Here is an 18,133-nt window from a genome sequence, read left to right as displayed (position 1 = left end):
TAGCCAATTGGAGTAACAAATGAAAAAAAGGCTGCTGATCGTTACCGGAGGCGGAGACTGCCCCGGCCTCAACGCCGTTATCCGTGCCATAGTCAAACGCGCCGCTTTTGAACCGGACTGGGAAGTTCTGGGCAGCATCGACGCCTTCAACGGCATCCTGCTTGATCCCATGCAACTGGTGGAACTCACGCCCAAAACCGTGGCCGGCATCCACGTTCAGGGCGGCACCATCATCGGCACCACCAACCGTGGCGGACCCTTCAACTGGCCTGTGCAGAACCCGGACGGCTCCTGGACCACCATGGACCGGAGCGCCGACCTCATCGAACGCCTCCGCGCCCAGAACATCAGCGCTGTGATCAACATCGGCGGTGACGGCTCCCAGCGCATCTCCCAAGGCCTTTATGAGCTGGGCTGCCCCGTGATCGGCGTACCCAAGACCATCGACAACGACCTCTCCGACACCGATTTCACCTTTGGCTTCCAAACCGCCGTTGACGCCGCCACCGATGCAGTGGACAAGCTGGTGACCACAGCCGCCAGCCATCACCGCGTGCTGATCCTGGAGGTGATGGGCCGCTATGCCGGCTGGATCGCGCTGCACGCCTCCATCGCGGGCGGCGCTGAGGTCTGCCTCATCCCTGAGATCGATTATGACATCACATCCGTGATGGAGGCCCTCAACCGCCGCATCACCTCTGGCAAGGGCTTCGCCAACATTGTTATCGCCGAAGGCGCCAAACCCCTGGCCGGAACCATGAGCTACACCGCCAGAGAAGATCCCGGCGCCATGCCCATCCGCCTCGGCGGAGCCGGACTGCGACTTTCCCAGGAACTCAAGGACGCCGGCTGCTCCATCGAGATCCGCGAAACCATCCTCGGCCATTTGCAGCGTGGAGGACGGCCCAACTCCTTCGACCGAGTTCTGGCCTCGCAATTTGGCGTGATGGCTTTCGAAATGGTGCTGCAGCAAAAATGGGGGCAAATGGCCTCATACCGTCATCCAGAAATCGTTGCGGTACCCCTGGCCGACGCCATCAAAACCTACAACCATGTGGACCCGGAATCCGGACTGGTGCGCACCGCGCGCGGACTGGGCATTTGCCTGGGTGACTGAGAGGAGTAAAAACATGGATATGACCAACTTTGAATTCATCTTCCACAAAGTCCGCGGCTCCAGCCGCGAGGAGATCATGGCCGAGCTCAAGCTGAGCGCGGAAGAGTTTGATAAGCTTGAGCAAAGCTGTTCTGCGGCCGTGGCGGAAATCAAGCCGGAACTGGACCGCGCGGCCACCATCGGCCCGGATTTCGTGCGCCTCACCCGCTATGTCTATGGCGGCAGCAGCGATCAGGAACAGGGCAAGCCCTGTCCGGAAGCGGTGAAGGTCCGCTCCGGAGAGATCATCCAGCTTCCGGCCGTGGAACGCATCCCTGTGCCGGAACTCACTCTGCGCCAGGCGATCAGCCAGCGCCGCAGCCTGCGCAAATATGCCGCCCAGGCCCTTTCCCTGGAAGAACTTTCCTTCCTGCTCTGGGCTTCCTGCTGGGCGCGCGATTTCCGCAGCGGCAAAAACATTGAGGTCACCTTCCGCAACGTCCCCTCCGCCGGCAGCCGCCATCCCTTTGAGTGCTATCTACTCATCAACAATGTGGCCAACCTCACCCCCGGACTTTACTGGTATCACCCGCTGAAGCACGGCCTGATCAGGCTGGAAGCGCCGGAAGACATCGCGGAGCAAGTTCTGGAAGGTTGCATGGGACAGCAGATGGTGGCGGATTCCGCCGTCACCTTCATCCTCAGCGCAAGGCCCTACCGCGCTGTCTGGCGCTATCAGCAGCGCTCCTACCGCTATCTGTATGTTGATGCCGGGCATTGGGGCCAAAACATCCATCTGGCTGCCGAGGCCGTGGGTGCCGGGGCCTGCATGATCGGGGCCTTCATGGATGAAATGATGAACGCCAGCCTGGGCCTGGACGGTGAGGAGGAATTCGTGATCTACGTGGCTCCCGTGGGAAAAAAGGAAGCCGGCTCCTGAACAAGGGAACCGGCTGAGCCAAACTGACTGCTGCCCGCGCCTATTTCAAAAGCAGCATCCTGCTCGTTTCGCGGTAATCACCGGCCGTGAACCGGTAGAAGTAGATCCCGCTTCCCTGCGGCTGATTCGCGTCGTCCCTGCCATCCCAGGTCCGGAAGTGATTGCCGCTGTCGAGCTCCGCTTCCACCAGTTGCCTCACCCTTTCGCCTTTTACATTGAATATCTCCAGGCTCACGAACGTGGATTTTTCCAAAGAGAAATGCAGAGTGGTGGTGGGATTGAAGGGATTGGGGAAATTGCCGTGCAGCTTGGTGACCAGGGGAACGGGTTCCTCGATCCCCACTCCGGTGAAGGTGAATTCGAGGGTCGCGGGTTCCGATTCCCCGGTGGGATAGATCCCTGCCACACCCGCGGTGTAAGCGGTGTTGGGGATCAGTCCGGTAAAGGTCCAGTCCAGTTCTTCAGTGATTCCCAGCAGGGCTCCGTCCAGAAAAACCTTGTAGCTGCCGGGATAATACTGATGCGATGAGGCTGGCTGTTCCCAGTTGAAAATACCGGTCACGGCATCCACGGCCAGATTGACCGGCGGCTGCAAAGGCAGCATCTGCAGGGCGAAATCGATGTCCGGGGTGGTGATTCCCGCCAGCACGGTCACGTTGGGGATCGGGTCCGCGTGGTAGCCGGTGAGGGATACCGTTACGGTGTAGGTCCCGGGCTCCAGGCTCAGCAGATAGTCTCCGTCTGCATTGGGACTGGCGCTGGCCGTTCCGGCCGTCACCAAAACCTCCGTGACCGCTCCGGGTCCGGCCGCAATGGAAACATTACCGGCGATGAAACCGGGATTGGGAAGGGTTACCGGACCTCCGGAATAGCAACGGATGGTGCCGTCCCTGCCACCCACGATCATCTCTTTGGAATTGTCTCCCGTCACATCGGGTATGGCGCCGATGGCGTCCACCGGTGTACCGGTCCAGAGCGTGGACAGGATGGTGCCGGCCGTCCCTTCGATGAAGTAGGCGGCGTTGCTCTGATAGAGGGTGCCCACAAACAGGTCGTTGATGCCGTCGCCGGTGAGGTCGCCGCCGTTGGCCAGATACCAGGCGTTGTCGGCTGTGGCCTGAGACCAGAGATACTGGCCGTTCAGGCCGCTGATAACTGCTGTATGCGGGGCCACGTGGCCGATGGCAATGTCGGTGTAGCCATCGCCGTTCACATCTCCCATGGGTTCAAACTGCATCACCAGAGACGCACCGGTCGATTCCGACCACAGGGTGGCGCCGGTGGTGGCGTTCAGCGCGTAATAATTACCTCCGCCCTGGAAGGAGCCCACGATCACGTCCGCGAATCCGTCAGCGTTCACATCGTCGATCTGGCCCAACGCCCAGACTGAGGTTCCAGCAGGCTGAACCGTCCACTGGATGGCTCCCGTGGCCCCGTTGATACCGTGCACGCGGGCTTGGGTCTCGGCTTCGTTGGAAGCTCCAGCCAGCGCGTCCGGAACCCCGTCCCCGGTGAAATCGGCAATGCTGATCACGGCAAAGGCCGGACCCTGCGCGTAGCGTTCCCAGATCATGGTGCCGGTGGCGCCGTTGAGCAAAAATATCCTTTTGGGGCCCTGTTCGTAAATGTCGTCTCCGGTTGCCGCCAGCACGTCCGGGATCCCGTCATTGGTGAAATCGCGTTTGGCGTCCACCTGGTAAACCGCGCCGCCGTTTCCGTAGATATTGGTGTTGAAGGTCCAAAGCGGAGTTCCGTTCCTGCCGGAAAGAGCCCGCACGGATTTGTCCCCGCCGGCCGTTCCCACCACAACGTCCGCGACGCCGTCACCGTTCAGGTCCCCGCTGATGGACAGGCCCCGGTAATAAGACACGGGCCCGGAATAGATGAAATGTTCCCAGATCACGTCCGCCGTGCCGCTGGAATTGCCGTTGTAGGCGCGCACATGATAATCCTCGCCGCAGACCACCACGTCGTCCAGGCCGTTGCCCCAGATATCCGGGATGGGCTTGATCGCGCGGATGTTGGTGGAAACCCCGTCCAGGATCTGATATTCCCACAGCGGGGCCCCCATCGCGAGGTTCTGCGTTTGCCCCGATCCCGACAGATCAAGCGTTTGTTGCGGATTGCCGCTGTCGTTGCTGCCCACGCTGGCTGTGGCTGTGAACTGGCCCTGCGATCCGGGTGAAAACCAGATCCGCAGCTCATATTCCTCGCGGGTGGCCAGGCTGAGCGGCAGCTGCACCGAACCGTCGATGTAAAAGGCCGGATCGGAAAAACTGACGCTGTTGATCTGCAGGTCCGTCAGGCCCTGGTTGCTGAGGGTGAAAAACCTGCCCGTGTCGGCGTTGATCCTCACCGTGCCGTAATCCTGGGCCGCGGGGGAGGCATTTATGTGCGCTGTGGCAAACACCCCGTATCCGCTTAGTTCCACCGTTTTGGCCGGCGTGATCGGGTCGTTGGAATGGATGCTCATCAGATCGGTAAATTCACCCCAGTTGTTGGGCGTAAAAGAGACCGCCACCACCGTGCTTTCACCGGGGGCCAGAGTTTGGGGTAAAGTGGCGTTGTGCGCGAAAACCTCGCTCTGGAAGGTGATGTTGCCCAGCACCAGGTCGCCCGTGCCGCTGTTGAAGATGGTGATGTTCGCCGTGGCGCTCTGGCCGATGATCACATTGCCAAAGTAATGTTCTTCGAAGGAAACATCTATCTCCGGCGTCCCGGTGCCGCTCAGATCCACCTTGTAAAGCGTGCTGGGCGCGCTCAGCGGGCCGGCCAGATACCACAGATGCTGGCCGTCGAAAGTGATCCCGGCAGGACGCTGGATTTCGGAAGCATGGTCTTCCAGGAGCGCGCCCGCCTGGGATACCTTGTAGATCATGTTGGCGTTGTAATCAGCTATCCAAAGATTCGCGCCTTCTTTGCAGATGTCCCAGGGCTGGTTGTTGGGCGGGGTGAATTGCTGCAGCACGCTACCGGTGGAATTCACTTTGTACACCGTGCCGGGGTCCGGGTAGTAGGTCATCACCCAAAAATCGCCGTTGTCAGGGGCGATGCCAGACATATAGTGGTCCGGCAGATTGAACTGGGATACGATGTTCCCCGTGAGATCAAGCTTCAGGGCGTAGGCCGGGGCCGAGGACGAAGTGCCGTGATCGGTGATCCAGAGGTGCTGGCCGTCGTGCCCCATGCCGTAACTGTCGTTGATGCTGGTGTTGTTGAACAGCAGCGTTTCCTGCCCGGTGGCTGGATCGAAGCGGAACACGCGGCCTCCGTCCGATCCGTAGATGCCGTAGTAGAGATAAGTGCCGTCGGAAGCCAGCCCGGAGGCCTTGCCGCTGATCGGATACGATCCCACGATCGTCCACTCGGCCATTGCCGGACAAGCCAAAACCAAAAGCAGTATGGCGATCATACCGTATTTCATGATAACCTCCACGGTCTGTTCTTAGAGCGTTTTTGGTATACTCACGTTCACCATACTAGAAAACATGCACACTTGTTTCCTGTCAATCACTTTTTTGCGCCTGTCGGCAGAGCCAGTACAGGTTTTTTGTATGGGCCAATTAGATCCAGGCCTGTCTGGGGCCTCTTACCATTTTCGCCGGGAGTTTTTTTTTGCCCTGCCGAAGAAACCACCCCCGACGTCCCGCAAGGCCTTGAAAAACCGCCCACTCCGGTGGCGGAAACCCAAAACCAGTGGTTTGTTCTCCCTGTGATCCGCCCTAAGCCTCATCCCATCCGCCTCCTGTCCGCCTCCCGCTTAGTTCCCGCCGCCCAGGCGGGAAGTCAGCGGGAGGCGAAAGGGAAGTGAATGGGTTGTGCAATAAGGGCGGAACCGCCCAAATACTCTTGGAAGAAAACCCCGGGCGCTGAAGCCCGGGGTTTGCTTTAAGGTTACACAAGCCTGGAATGGCCAGCAACGTCATGTCATTGGGGCCAGGCACAGACTCATTTTATCAGGCCAAGAGGCATGTTCACTTCATCAGGACAACGCGTCCGCTCCTCAGCCTGCCGGCGCTGGACATCCGGTATTGGTAAACACCGCTGTTCACAGGGCTGCCCTGGTTGTCTGTGCCGTCCCAGGTGAAGCCTGCTGAACCGGCATTGTCAGCGGTGAGGTTTACGCTTTTCACCAACTGGCCGCGGATGTTGTAAATGGCGAATTCCACCCTGGCCCCGGCTTCGCTTTTAATGCTGACCCCGGTGCCGCTGTGGAAGGGATTGGGGTACACTCTAACCCAAACTTCCACGGGAGCCAACTGGTCGTCAGCAGCCACTCCGACTGTTACAGAGACCACGTTGGACGGGCCGGAAAGCATTAAAGGATCGTTAAAAAGCGAACAGATCCAGTATTCGTGAGTTCCGAGCGACACATTGGAATCACTGTAGGTGAGGGTGGCGGGATCCTGTATGGAGGCGTGGTTTAAACCTCCGCGGAAGATACGGTAACCGGCCAGGCCCCTGCCGCCGAAGTGTTCAGGAAGTTCCCAGGAGAGAGATACGGTGGCGGGGGGGATGAAGGAAGCCTGGAGGTTTTGGGGCGGCGGCAGCAACTCGATGGGGATGGTGGCGGGGCTCATGACCGCCGTTCCGGCCATGCCGTTTTCGTCCACCGGGGTCACCTGGATGGCGATGGGATAACCCAGATCTTCATTCACGGCCCTGTAAACAATCTCGTTCGCGTTGGCTATGGGCAGGGGAACGTCATTTTCGATCCTGTACCACTGGTAGGTGGTGTTGCCTTCGGCATCGCCGTCCGCGTCCAGGAAATCATAGCTTGCGGACTGTTGCTGATACAGCACCGGCGGCCCCGTGACCATCAGGTTCGCTACCGTCGGGGCCAGGTTCGAATAGCCTGTCCCGGAGAGGATGACGCTGAGGTTCGGGTGATTGTGGAGGTTGCTGGTGACATTGAGGTTGCCGGTATAGGTTTGAACGGCGACGGGCGTGAAGGTTACGGTGGCGGTGAGTGATGAGGCGCCGGGGAGGTTGAAGTTCGTCACGCTGCAGGTGAATGCAGGATCGTCGCTGGCGATGGTTCCGGAAACCGGAGTGTCAAGGTAGTTCGTGATCGTCAGCGGCAGGGTGGCCGCTCCGGAGAGGTAGGTGTCCGGGAAGTCCAGAGTGTTGGTGGAAATCGGGTAGTAGCCCACCAGTTCAGCCAGTTCGTACTTCACTGCCTGGAGAATCTCTTTTGATCCCATGTTCTGCAGGAAGAAGACCATCTCGCAGTTGGCCAACTGCCAGCTTGGATCCGGAGCGAAGCTGAGGTTGATTGTGGCTGACCCTCCGGTGTCAAGGTTGACAATCGTACCGTTCTGGTCCGGAAGCATGAGCCGGTTGACGTTTTCCAGGGTAGATTGGTTTTGCCAGGGAAAATCGATGTTGGATTCTGTAAGGACCGCGTGCAGCTTCACGTTGGTATTCGTATCCGCTTCCGGCTTGGCCACCGTTACGGCTAGTTGGACCTGGGACCCCGTCTGGGAGCCCTGGGCGCTGATCGTGAAGTGGGAAGGCACGCCCAGCCGGGCAGTCACCCTGGGCAGGTAGGTGGCGTAGAGGGATTGGGTGGCACTGCCCCCGGAGCTGGCATTTAGGCCGTCGAACCAAGCGGTGGGTACCCCGGTTGGATTATAGAAGTCGTTGCGGGCTTCGGAATACTGGTTGGTGAAGGCGTCGCTGGTGTGGTTCTTGATGACGGCGACCGGATGCCCGTTTGCCAACAGATCGTGGCAGGCCATGGCGGCACCGGGGCAATACTGGCACCAGGTTCCGGTCACAACCTCTACCACCACCAGTTCGCGGGGCAGGGCGGATAAGGCTGACAGCAGCCCCAGCAAGGCCAGGACGAGCGTGATTGTTTTACGCATCTGGAACTCCATTCAGACAGAACAGGTGAAAACCCTGCGCATCACAGGCCTGTCCGGCCAAGGCGGAAACCGACGTAGAAGCCGGCGTCGTAAACATAAGCGCTGTAGCGCTTCGTGACACGGCAGTAATCTGCAGTGTTCAGAAAGAAGCCGCTGCGTATGATCCGGTAATCTCCGGTGGCAGGTCCGGTGGGATTGGTCTGAGCGGCAGCGGAGTAATCGCCATTCCAGTCCCAGCACCATTCCCAGACGTTGCCGCTGAAGTCGTATGCGCCGATGCCGTTGGGCGCTTTGGTTCCCACGGGTTTCGTGCCATCGGGTGTGTTGTTGCCGTTGTACCAGGCCACGGCGTTGATGTCTTCCGAACCCGCGTAGAGGTAGTCCGGGGTATTGGTTCCGCCGCGGGCGGCATATTCCCATTCCGCCTCGGTGGGCATGCGGTAGCCGTTGGCGGTCCAGTCACAGACCACAGCGCTCCAATCGTCATTCCAGCTGGTGGGAACGGTGCCCCAGTCAGCGGGATTGGTGGATCCGGAGATCGAATAGACCGGGGTGAAGCCTTCAGAGAGGCTGAGCAGGTTGCAGAATTTCAGGATGGAGTAGAAAGAGATGCTGTAGACGGGATAATTGTCGCCCACCCCGTAGCCGCTGGCGGGGTTGGAGCCCATCACAGCCTGCCACTCGCCTTGGGTCACCTCGCACCTTCCGATGTAGAAAGGACTCAGGATCACGCTGTGGGTGGGAAGTTCGTCGACGTCCCCCACCCCTCTGGTGTCGCCCATCGTGAACGAGCCGCCGGGGAGAAAGACCATGTTGGAAGGAGTGATGGTGTATTCCGCGCTGCTGATGGCGCTGGCAGTCCAGCCCGGCTTGAATCCCCGCGCTTTCAGGGTGGTGGTCTCGTTGATGGGGACGGGGGTTGAATACTCCGGCGAATTGGGATCAGGATCGCTGCCGTCGGTGGTGTAGCGGATGGTAGCTCCGTTCGTGGCGCAGGTGATGGTCACGTTTTGCGCGTTTTCGTAGGAACCGGCGGGGGGAGTGAAGACAGGCGGGGCAACCTCTCCGGCGCCATCATCGGCGATCACTTTCACGCGGTAGTTGTTGCCGTTGCCCACTCCGTCCTGGGCGTAATCCCAGTTTATCTGATATTGAGCGCCGGCGGACGTGGCCGCGATGGTCCCAAAATCTCCGCTGAGGGCGGCGGGAAAGATGGTGTAGCTGGCCCCGCCATCGTTGGAAACCTGCAGCGAGACGTCGCAGGGCAGATCGTCCGGGTGGGCCAGTTGGTAACTGATCAAAACCTGATCGTTCAACTGGCCGGCCGCCACGTTTGTCAGCACCGGAGCCGCCGCAAGAAGAGTGGCTGCCAGGAGCAGGGTGAGGAGCAGAAGCTTGTTCATGCTGCCTCCTTCACTTGATCAGCACCAGTTTGGCGCTGGAGCTGTGACTGCGGGATTTCAGGCGGATTAAGTAGATGCCACTGGCGCAGGGATTTCCCTGGGAATCGCTTCCATCCCAAGCGAACTGGTGGCTGCCGGAAGAATAGGCACGGGACAGCACGAGCTGCCCAGAGAGGTTGTAGATGCCGCAGATAGCTGTTTCACCGGCTGTTACGGTTAGGACAACTCTGGTCTGACCGTCGCCGCGGAAAGGATTGGGACTCGCAGGCTGCATGCCGGTGATCTGGGTGGCGGGAGGCAGAAAATGATCACCCACCGGGGTTCCCGTGATCTCAAACAGATTCGATTCGCCTTCTGCGATGAAGGCAGGCAGGCTTCCCGCGAAAACGAGAAGAGCCAGGAGAACAAGCATCCTGTTCATGTAATGCTCCTTATGTTTACTTAGACAATTCTGTCTTGCGGAGCCGCTACTGCCAAAACTTTGGCGGTAATGGCCGTCAGCATCCCGCGCGAGGCTGGGATAAAAGTTCATACTTTGAAACCTTATATCTAGGTCAAGTTTTATTTCACGGAGCCTTTTCTAACCCTGGGGCTTAGGGTTGGAACCTAGGACAGATCGGTTTGTCAAACATAGAATTGATGTATGAGGCAGGCGTTTTTGAATGACAAACAGAAGCGCCGGGCAGTTAAACCCGGCGCTTGTCTATCTTTACTGAGGAGGGGGATGGATCTACTTTTCGTTGTTATCCTGGCAATCTTCGCAACCCTGGCAGTCCCGGTTCATCATGTTGCGCTGGTGGCGGTGGAGTTGCACGGGGTTCAGTTCGTTCAGCTGGCGCGGCATGGGGTGTTTGGAGCCGTTGGGGCGTCCGTACTGCCGTTCCATGAACATGGGGCGGAATTTTTCCTGCTGTTCGGGGGTGAGTTCTTTGAGGATCTCTTCCCGGTGGTCGATGCGGGTGGTGGCTTTCAGGCGCATTTTCTCATGCAGCTGGTCGTTGAGTTTGCGGGCCGAGACGAAATCGTCTTTCTTGAGGGAGGCGTTGAGATCGATCCGCAGATTGTCGATCTCGGCGTTGATGGTGTTCATCGCCTTGCGCTGTGAGATCTGCAAATCGCTGAGTTTTTTGGCCTGGGCGTCGCTGAGGTTGAGTTCTTTCAGCATGTCCATGGAGGTGCCGTCCCATTCGGGGCGGGGGGCAAGTTTGGCGCCGCGGCCGGGGCCGTAGCTGTTGGGGTCTCTCTGCATCTGGGGATAGTCTTTACCCTGGGCGACCAGCATGCTGGCCAGCATCAGGATGGTTATCGAGATAAGGGCGAATTTTTTCATTTTGATTCTCTCCTGTTGTTTCTTCTTTCGCTGTAGCGGTCCATGCGTTCCAGGCGTCCCTCGAAGTGTTGTCTGGCTTCGGCGGCGCCAAGAGTTTTTCTATATTCCAAAAGTTCATGGCCAAGGGCGCGTTCCATGTCGCTTTGCGCGCTGATCGAGTTTTCGATGATGGTGTTGATCCTGGCCTCGTTCACGGGGTCTTTGGCCAGCTCTTGCAAAAGATCTTTTTTGATCACCAGGAAACTGTCCCGGAGGGCGATCACGTGTGGGTCCTTCAATTCAGGGATCTCGGGGCGTTGGCGGTCCCGGTTGGCGTTTTCGGGGCCGGGCTGGTAGTGGTGTTCGATGTGTTTCTGGCGATAGAAGCCCATCACAATCACGCCACCGATGATCCCGGCGTTCAGAAACAGCGAGACGAACAGCAGAATGGTCAGCAGGCGTTTGCTCATTGTTTCCTCACTTTAGAAAAGGTCGCCGGCAACGGAACTTTCGCCGAACACGGCCAGTTCCTGGCTTGGGGTGGAGCCGGCAGTTTGGGAATAAACTTCCGCGGCATTGGCCGGCAGGGGGTTCACGCTGCGATAGACGTTTTTGCCGATCGCCACTCCGAGGAAGAGGCTGAGGGCAATGGCCGCGAGCGCGGGGATGGTTTGCAGTCTGAAGCTGTGTTTCAGGTGGATGCGTTGGCTGTCGTGTTGGGCGGCCTGGTCCATGATGCGGTGGTGCAGCCAGCCGGGGAATTCGGGTTGGGGCTGGTTGTTCAGCAGCAGCTGGAGCCGGGCGGACTCTGCCTGGTAGGCGCGGCAGGAGGCGCAATTCTGAAGATGCAGCTCCAGGGCGTGACCCTGCCTCAACTCGTTATCGAGCTTGAGTTCGATCTGGCGTTTTGCTTTGCTGCATCTCATGGTTTCCTCTTTTGGGCCACCTCTGCGGCGTCCCGGTTTTGGTTTTTCATAGTCTATACTCCAGCTTGGCTTTTATCCTTCAACAATTTTTTCCGCAGTTGCTTTTTGGCCCGCACCAACAGCGATTCCACCGCTTTCACGCTGATGCCCAGTTGCTCGGAGATTTCCTTGTAACTGAGCTTTTCAAAGTACTGCAGCTGGATCACGCCGGCCAGGCGGGGCGGCAGTTCGCGGATGGCCTGGCGCAGAGGCTGGTAATCCGGCTCGGGCTCGGGTTTATTGGTGTCGGGAAGGTGTTCGAAAGATTGGGGTTCGAGGCTCACGTAGCGGCTTTTTTGTTTCAGGAAGGTCATGCTTTTGTTGTAGGCGATGCGGTAAACGTAGGCCAGGGCGGTGGCTTCCTCCACGCGGTCGATGTGCTCGTAAAAAGAGATAAAGACCATCTGCACGACGTCGCTGGCGTCGCTGTCGTTGCCCAAAAGATTCAGCAGATAATGGTAGATCCGCTTTTCGTTGGCGCTGAGGAACTCTTCGAACTGCTCTTTTCGCATGGACCGTCCTTGAAATCAATTACGTCGCTGAGGGTATGAACCTGCAAAAATTACTCAGGCCGGCATGTCAAGCCTTTTCGCCCCGCGGGCGGCGGAGGCGCTGTTTCAGAGCGCCAAGCGCGGGTGGGAACCCCGCCGATAGTTGTTGACATATTTGGCCGGCCTTCATTTCTGGCTTTTCATGAAGGAGACCGATCCGATGCGAACCCTACTCTGTCTGGCGGCTATCCTGGCCTGCGTGGCCTGGCTGGGCGCTGAAAGCCTGCTGAGCCCGGCTGAACACCTCGTCCTGGAAGAAATGCTGCAAGCGGCTGAACTCAGTCCCGACGCCCTGGGCTTTGAAAAAGACTGGGACCTGAGCACTAAATACAAGCTGGACTGGCAGTTGCGCCAGCTCCAGGACCCCTGGCGCGGCCTCGAGGACATGCAGGCCCTGCGTGAAGCCTGCCGCTTGGACAGTCCGGAGGCGCTGCCAGTTTTGCTGCGCCATCTGGGCGGCATCGCCCTGAACCTCGACGGCGACAGGTTCAGCAGCCTGTACCCGGCCTCCAAATCCTTGTACGCTCAGCAATTGGCCATTCAGGTGCGCAAGCCCGGGGACATCCTGGCCTGGCTGGAAAGCGCTTTCAACTATCTGGAAACCGAGCTTGAACCGGCCTTCGCGGCCTTCGGTCCGGAGGAAAGGAAGCTGCTGCTCAGCTTCTGGCATTGGCAGTTCATCGAAAGCGAAGAGACATCCAAATATGAAGCGTACTATCAGGAACAGGGCCTGCCCAAATTCAGCGAACTGGATGAAAAGCAGGTTCATGAACTATTGGGAAAACTTGACGGCACCGCGCTGCTGAGCGCCGGGATCCAGTTTCTGGCGCTGTCCGACGCCCTGCTGGAGCGGGCCCGAACCCTTCAGTTCAGCAATAAAAAGATCCTCACCCGCAAAACCAAGCATGGCCTGATGGCGATAGGCACTTCCGGCGATGATGTTTACCGCGGACCGGGCTTCCAGGGCCTCTGTTTTCTGCTCGATCCCGCCGGGAACGACCGCTATGAAACAGGCCTGACAAGCTCTGCGAACCAAGCTTTCTGCCTCCAGCTGGATCTGGCCGGCAACGACACCTACCGCAGCGATGGGCCCGCGGCGATGTTCAACTCAGCCTTCGGCCTCGGCCACGCCTGCGATCTGGCCGGCGATGACCTCTATCAGACCGGCGACTTTTCCTTTTCCGCCTTCATGGGGATCAACCTGCATCAGGACCTGGCCGGTGACGACATTTACCACAGCGGCCTCTTCGCCCAGGGCGCGGCGATGTGCGGGACCGCCCTGCTGATCGACAATCTGGGCAACGACAGCTACCAGGCCAGCGTGTCCGCACAGGGTTTCGGCAGCACTCTCGGCGCCGGGGTTTTGCTGGACAGCGAGGGCGCGGACAACTACAGTCTGGGCGGCAAATACTTTCACGAGCCGCTGATGCCGCTGGACTTTATCACTCTCGGCCAGGGCCTGGGATTGGGACTGAGGCCTGATCTGGCCGGCGGTTTGGGCCTGCTCCGCGACGGCGCCGGCAACGACCGCTACCTCGGAGGAGTTTACGCCCAGGGTTCCGGATATTGGTACGCCACGGGCGCGCTGATCGACGAGGGCGGAAATGACATCTACAGCGCGGTTTACTATCCCCAGGGCTCGGGGATCCACCTGGCCTGCGGATTTTTGCTCGACGCGGAGGGCGACGACGCCTACCAGAGCCGCCACGGACCTGGCCAGGGCGCCGGTCACGACTGGGCTTTGGGCGTTTTGATCGACGGGGCGGGAAACGACTCCTACTCCATCGAAGGCGGCAACGGGCTGGGGCTGACCAACTCCGTGGGACTGTTTGTGGATAAATGCGGCAACGACCGCTACGAGCGGATCAACCCGCAAAACTACGGCGGCGCCAACTTTGCCCGCAGCGCCGGCGGGATCGGCCTGTTCCTGGACGCCGGCGGCACCGACAGCTATCCCGACAGCCTCAAGGCAAACAACAAGACCTGGCAGAGGGGCACCTACGGCGTGGGGCGCGACGCGGAGATCAACCCGGTCGCCAAAACCGCGGTGGAAGAACTGGCCGCGGCCGCGGCCCTGCCGGACAGCACGGACAGCATTGCCAATATTTTCGCCGCCGCCTCTGAATGGGAGGTGGGATCGGCGGTCCAGCGCGTCCGGACCGCCCGTGAAATTCTGCTCAGCCGCGCCGGCGAGGCCATCCCCTATGTGCTCGACAACAAGCTGAATACCACTTCCGGCCTGGAATACCGGGCCCTGGAAGCGCTGGCCGGAGCCTCGGAGAACTTTATCAGCGAACTCTACCGCGTGATCGACCTGCCCGACAGCCTGGCTGCCAAAAACGCGCTGGCCCTGATCGCCGGGGTGGGCGACAGCCTCCTGGTGGAACCGGTGGAACGGCTCCTGGCCCAAAAGAAATACGAAACAACCTGCATTTCCGTGCTGGCCGGGGTGCACACCGAACGCAGCGTGGAACTGCTGCGGGACTATATTTTCCATCCCAGCGAGAGGTTCCGCTACCTCGCGGCCCGTTCCCTGAAACAGATCAAACATTCTTCCGCCCGCGCCACGCTGGAACTGATGCGCCCGGACCGCTCTTTCCTGGTGCAGTCGCTCTTGCGCAGCCTGCCTGGGGAGACGCAGCCATGAATGGCTCCAGGGCCGCCTTTGACCAATTTCTGAGCGAGCTGAAGCTGCCGGAGCGGGATACGATCCTGGCCAGATTTGATAGCTATCAAGCTCTGCTGTTGGAACTTAACTCCCGCCTAAATCTTTTTTCCCGCCACGCGCCGGCGGATGAACTCTGGACCAAGCATTTCCTTGACAGTCTGCTGCCTCTGAAATGTGTTGACTTTTCCCGCGCGAAAGTGCTGGATTTCGGCTCCGGCGGCGGTTTGCCCGGCATTCCGGTGAAACTGGCCGTCCCCTGCTGCCGCATGGTGTTGCTGGATTCGGTGCGCAAAAAGGCCCGCGCGCTGGAGGAAATGCTTGACCGGTTGAAGCTTGCGGATTGCGAGGTGGCATGTTCCCGCGTGGAGGAATACTCTGCCGCGGGAGAGTTCGACTACATCCTCTGCCGCGCCGTAAAGCTGGAGCAGCGCTATCTGAAGCCGCTGGGCAACCTGCTGGCCCCCGGCGGCAGACTGCTCTGCTACAAAGCGAAGGACCGGGCGGATATCGAGCCGCTCAAACCTTTGGAACTCCTGAGGACGGAGCTCGATTACGGCAGCCGGGCGATCTTCGCGCTGGAAAAAGAGCAACTTAAATAATGACGGGAACTTAGCATAGATTTATGGCAAGAATAATAACCATCGTGAACCAAAAGGGCGGGGTGGGAAAAACCACCACGGCGGTGAATCTGGCCGCCGGCCTGGCCGTGCTGGAAAAAAAGACCCTGCTCATCGATTTCGATCCCCAGGGTAATGCCACCAGCGGCGTGGGGCTGGACAAGGACAAACTGGAACTGCAGGTGTACGACGCGCTGATCGGCAAAGTGCCCCTGCGGGACACCATTTTGCCCACCCCCACCCACAACCTCTGGTGCGTGCCGGGGAACATCGACCTCACCGGCGCCGAGATCGAGCTGGTGCAGGAATTCGCCCGCGAACACAAGCTCCGTGAGGCGCTGGAGCCGGTTCTGGCCGATTTCGACTATGTCATCATCGACTGCCCGCCCTCGCTGGGCCTGCTCACCGTGAACGCCCTCACCGCGGCGACTGACCTGCTGGTGCCCATCCAGTGCGAGTACTACGCTCTGGAAGGGGTCAGCCAGCTGCTGGCCACGATCCGCCTGATCCAGAAAAACCTCAATCCCGGCTTGAACATCATCGGCATCCTGCTCACCATGTTCGATCGCCGCGTGAACCTCTCCATGCAGGTGGCGCGCGAGGTGCGGCACTATTTCAAGGAAAAGGTCTTCCGCAGCATCATTCCCCGCAACATCAAGCTCACCGAGGCCCCCAGCTTCGGCAAACCCATATTTTTATACGACATCCGTTCCCCCGGCGCCATGAGCTATCTGAACCTGGCCACGGAGATCATCGAAAGGACACCCCAAGCATGAACGAACGCCTCGGACGCGGTTTGAGCGCTCTGATCCCGCAGGATCAGGACAGCCCGGAACCCAGATCAAACCTGGGCACTTTGCCCCTCAACCAGATCAAGGCCAATCCCTACCAGCCCCGGCGGGTTTTCGACCCCGTCGCTTTGCAGGAACTGGCCGAATCGATCAAGGCCAACGGCATCATCCAGCCGCTGATAGTGAACAAGACCGCCGCCTCGGATTTTGAGCTGATCGCCGGTGAACGGCGCCTCCAGGCCGCGCGCCTGGCCGGTCTGGAATCCGTTCCGGTGGTGATCCGCAGCGTGAGCCAAAAAGAGCAGCTGCAGCTCGCCATCGTGGAAAACGTCCAGCGCGAGGACCTCGATCCGATCGAGGAAGCCTATGCCTATCAGACCCTGGCGGACGATTTCAAGCTCACCCACCAGGAGGTGGCGCAGATCGTTTCGCGCGACCGGGCCACCATCTCCAACAGCATCCGGCTGCTCAAACTGCCGCTGGAAGTGCAAACCATGGTCTCCGCCGGCGTGCTCAGCCCCGGTCACGCGCGGGCCGTTCTGGGCGTGGAACCGGAGCTACAAACCCTTTTCGCGCAGCACCTTGTGAAATACCGGCTTAGCGTTCGCCAAGCCGAGGACAAGGCAAAAACCTTCGCCCCCAACCAACCCCAACCAGCTCCGGCCAACCGCTACTGGCACAAAGGCCTGGAACAGGAACTGAGCGGGGTTTTGGGACTTAAGGCCAAAGTAAGCGGCCAGGCCGCAAAAGGCAGGATCACCCTCAGTTATTCCAGCGCGGAAGAACTGGCCCGGCTGCGGGAATTGCTAACACTTATCAGGAAGGACGCATGAACAGGATCATCGTGACCGGAGGCGCGGGTTTCATCGGCGCCAACTACATCCACCAACTCTTTGAAGACCCGGATTTCCACGGCAGCGTGCTCAACCTTGACAAACTCACCTACGCCGGCAATCTGGACAGCCTCAGCGACATCAAAGCGGCTTTTCCGGAGCGCTATCGCTTTGTAAATGCTGATATTTGCAACGCCGAAGCAGTGAGCCGGGTGTTCGTGGAATTCCAGCCCGACACCGTGGTCAATTTCGCCGCGGAATCCCACGTGGACCGCTCCATCGACGGGCCGCTGGAATTCATCAACACCAACGTTCTGGGCACTGCCGTGATGCTGGACAGCGCCCTGCGTTTCTGGCGCGGCCTGGACGACGCGGCCAAAAATGCTTTCCGCTTTCATCACGTCTCCACCGATGAAGTTTTCGGCTCCCTGGGTGCCGAAGGTTTCTTCACGGAAGCCACGCCCTACGATCCCTCCTCACCCTATTCCGCTTCCAAAGCGGGCTCCGACCATCTGGTGCGCGCCTGGTACCGCACTTTCGGCCTGCCGGTGCTGATCTCCAACTGCTCGAACAACTACGGCGGCTACCAGTTCCCGGAAAAGCTGATCCCCTTGATGATCATTAACTGCTTGGAGCACAAGCCTTTGCCCATTTACGGGCAGGGCCTGAACGTGCGTGACTGGCTATACGTGCGCGACCACTGCGACGCCATCAACACCATCATCCGCGCGGGAATCCCCGGCCAGACCTACAACATCGGCGGTCACAACGAGATGAAGAACATCGACATCGTGACCACCATCTGCGGCCTGCTGGACGAACTCCGCCCCTCCCCCAAGCTGGTATCTTACACTGAACTGATCACTTACGTTGCCGACCGCCCCGGCCACGACCTCCGCTACGCCATCGACGCGGACAAGATCCACAGGGAATTGGGCTGGCTGCCCCGGGAAACTTTTGCCACCGGCATCCGGAAAACCGTGCTTTGGTATCTGGAGCATGAAGGATGGTGGCGCAACATCCAGAACAAGAACTACCAGCAGCAGCGGCTGGGACTTGGCAACTAACCAGTTCCAAATTTGGCGCAGGA

Annotated in this window: 15 protein-coding genes; 7 read left to right on the top strand and 8 right to left on the bottom strand. The window is 59.4% G+C overall.

All coding sequences use genetic code 11. From position 1 onward, the window contains the following. Positions 1-19: 19 nt before the first annotated feature. Both LHW45_03325 and LHW45_03320 read left to right on the top strand, forming a co-directional pair. On the top strand, positions 20-1,117 hold the full coding sequence (locus LHW45_03325) for an ATP-dependent 6-phosphofructokinase (protein ID MCB5284607.1): 1,098 nt from the start codon (positions 20-22) through the stop codon (positions 1,115-1,117). A 13-nt stretch (positions 1,118-1,130) separates the two neighbouring features. Continuing rightward, a complete protein-coding gene (locus LHW45_03320) occupies positions 1,131-2,036 on the top strand; it encodes a SagB/ThcOx family dehydrogenase (protein ID MCB5284606.1) in 906 nt (301 codons plus the stop codon). Positions 2,037-2,076: 40 nt separating this feature from the next. Here the strand turns inward: LHW45_03320 and LHW45_03315 are convergent, their stop codons facing one another. The 8 genes from LHW45_03315 to LHW45_03280 form a co-directional block, all read right to left on the bottom strand. Next, the gene (locus LHW45_03315) at positions 2,077-5,460 is read right to left on the bottom strand and encodes a choice-of-anchor D domain-containing protein (protein MCB5284605.1); all 3,384 of its coding nucleotides are present in this window, start codon (positions 5,458-5,460) and stop codon (positions 2,077-2,079) included. A gap of 550 nt (positions 5,461-6,010) precedes the next feature. Next, the gene (locus LHW45_03310) at positions 6,011-7,906 is read right to left on the bottom strand and encodes an Omp28-related outer membrane protein (protein MCB5284604.1); all 1,896 of its coding nucleotides are present in this window, start codon (positions 7,904-7,906) and stop codon (positions 6,011-6,013) included. A gap of 41 nt (positions 7,907-7,947) precedes the next feature. After that, entirely contained in the window at positions 7,948-9,309 is a 1,362-nt protein-coding gene (locus LHW45_03305) for an SUMF1/EgtB/PvdO family nonheme iron enzyme (GenBank protein ID MCB5284603.1), read from the bottom strand. Between the two features lie 10 nt (positions 9,310-9,319). Next, the gene (locus LHW45_03300) at positions 9,320-9,730 is read right to left on the bottom strand and encodes a T9SS type A sorting domain-containing protein (GenBank protein MCB5284602.1); all 411 of its coding nucleotides are present in this window, start codon (positions 9,728-9,730) and stop codon (positions 9,320-9,322) included. Positions 9,731-10,039: 309 nt separating this feature from the next. After that, positions 10,040-10,639, bottom strand: coding sequence for a Spy/CpxP family protein refolding chaperone (locus tag LHW45_03295; protein ID MCB5284601.1), 600 nt, complete (start codon positions 10,637-10,639; stop codon positions 10,040-10,042). Continuing rightward, positions 10,636-11,088 (bottom strand): hypothetical protein, encoded by a 453-nt coding sequence (locus LHW45_03290; protein MCB5284600.1) that lies wholly within the window; start codon positions 11,086-11,088, stop codon positions 10,636-10,638. The genes LHW45_03295 and LHW45_03290 overlap by 4 nt, the downstream gene beginning before the upstream one ends. 12 nt (positions 11,089-11,100) lie before the next feature. Next, entirely contained in the window at positions 11,101-11,544 is a 444-nt protein-coding gene (locus LHW45_03285) for a hypothetical protein (GenBank protein MCB5284599.1), read from the bottom strand. Positions 11,545-11,597: 53 nt separating this feature from the next. Then, the gene (locus LHW45_03280; protein ID MCB5284598.1) at positions 11,598-12,095 is read right to left on the bottom strand and encodes a sigma-70 family RNA polymerase sigma factor; all 498 of its coding nucleotides are present in this window, start codon (positions 12,093-12,095) and stop codon (positions 11,598-11,600) included. A 199-nt stretch (positions 12,096-12,294) separates the two neighbouring features. Here LHW45_03280 and LHW45_03275 point away from each other — a divergent pair, with 199 nt between their 5' ends. Genes LHW45_03275 through rfbB form a run of 5 tightly spaced genes read left to right on the top strand, consistent with a single transcriptional unit; the run spans position 12,295 to position 18,110 of the window. Continuing rightward, a complete protein-coding gene (locus tag LHW45_03275) occupies positions 12,295-14,781 on the top strand; it encodes a HEAT repeat domain-containing protein (GenBank protein MCB5284597.1) in 2,487 nt (828 codons plus the stop codon). After that, complete coding sequence (gene rsmG / locus LHW45_03270; protein MCB5284596.1) at positions 14,778-15,401, top strand: 16S rRNA (guanine(527)-N(7))-methyltransferase RsmG; 624 nt, start codon at positions 14,778-14,780, stop codon at positions 15,399-15,401. The genes LHW45_03275 and rsmG overlap by 4 nt, the downstream gene beginning before the upstream one ends. A gap of 23 nt (positions 15,402-15,424) precedes the next feature. Beyond that, positions 15,425-16,195: an AAA family ATPase gene (locus LHW45_03265; protein MCB5284595.1), complete on the top strand. Its 771-nt coding sequence runs from the start codon at positions 15,425-15,427 to the stop codon at positions 16,193-16,195. After that, positions 16,192-17,043: a ParB/RepB/Spo0J family partition protein gene (locus tag LHW45_03260; protein ID MCB5284594.1), complete on the top strand. Its 852-nt coding sequence runs from the start codon at positions 16,192-16,194 to the stop codon at positions 17,041-17,043. The genes LHW45_03265 and LHW45_03260 overlap by 4 nt, the downstream gene beginning before the upstream one ends. After that, complete coding sequence (gene rfbB / locus LHW45_03255) at positions 17,040-18,110, top strand: dTDP-glucose 4,6-dehydratase (GenBank protein MCB5284593.1); 1,071 nt, start codon at positions 17,040-17,042, stop codon at positions 18,108-18,110. The genes LHW45_03260 and rfbB overlap by 4 nt, the downstream gene beginning before the upstream one ends. Positions 18,111-18,133 lie beyond the last annotated feature (23 nt).

Source organism: Candidatus Cloacimonadota bacterium (genome assembly GCA_020532085.1).
In the GTDB taxonomy this organism is placed as follows: domain Bacteria; phylum Cloacimonadota; class Cloacimonadia; order Cloacimonadales; family Cloacimonadaceae; genus Syntrophosphaera.
The sequence above is the reverse complement of the archived record's forward strand: the minus strand, read 5'-3'. Positions and strand labels throughout refer to the sequence as shown.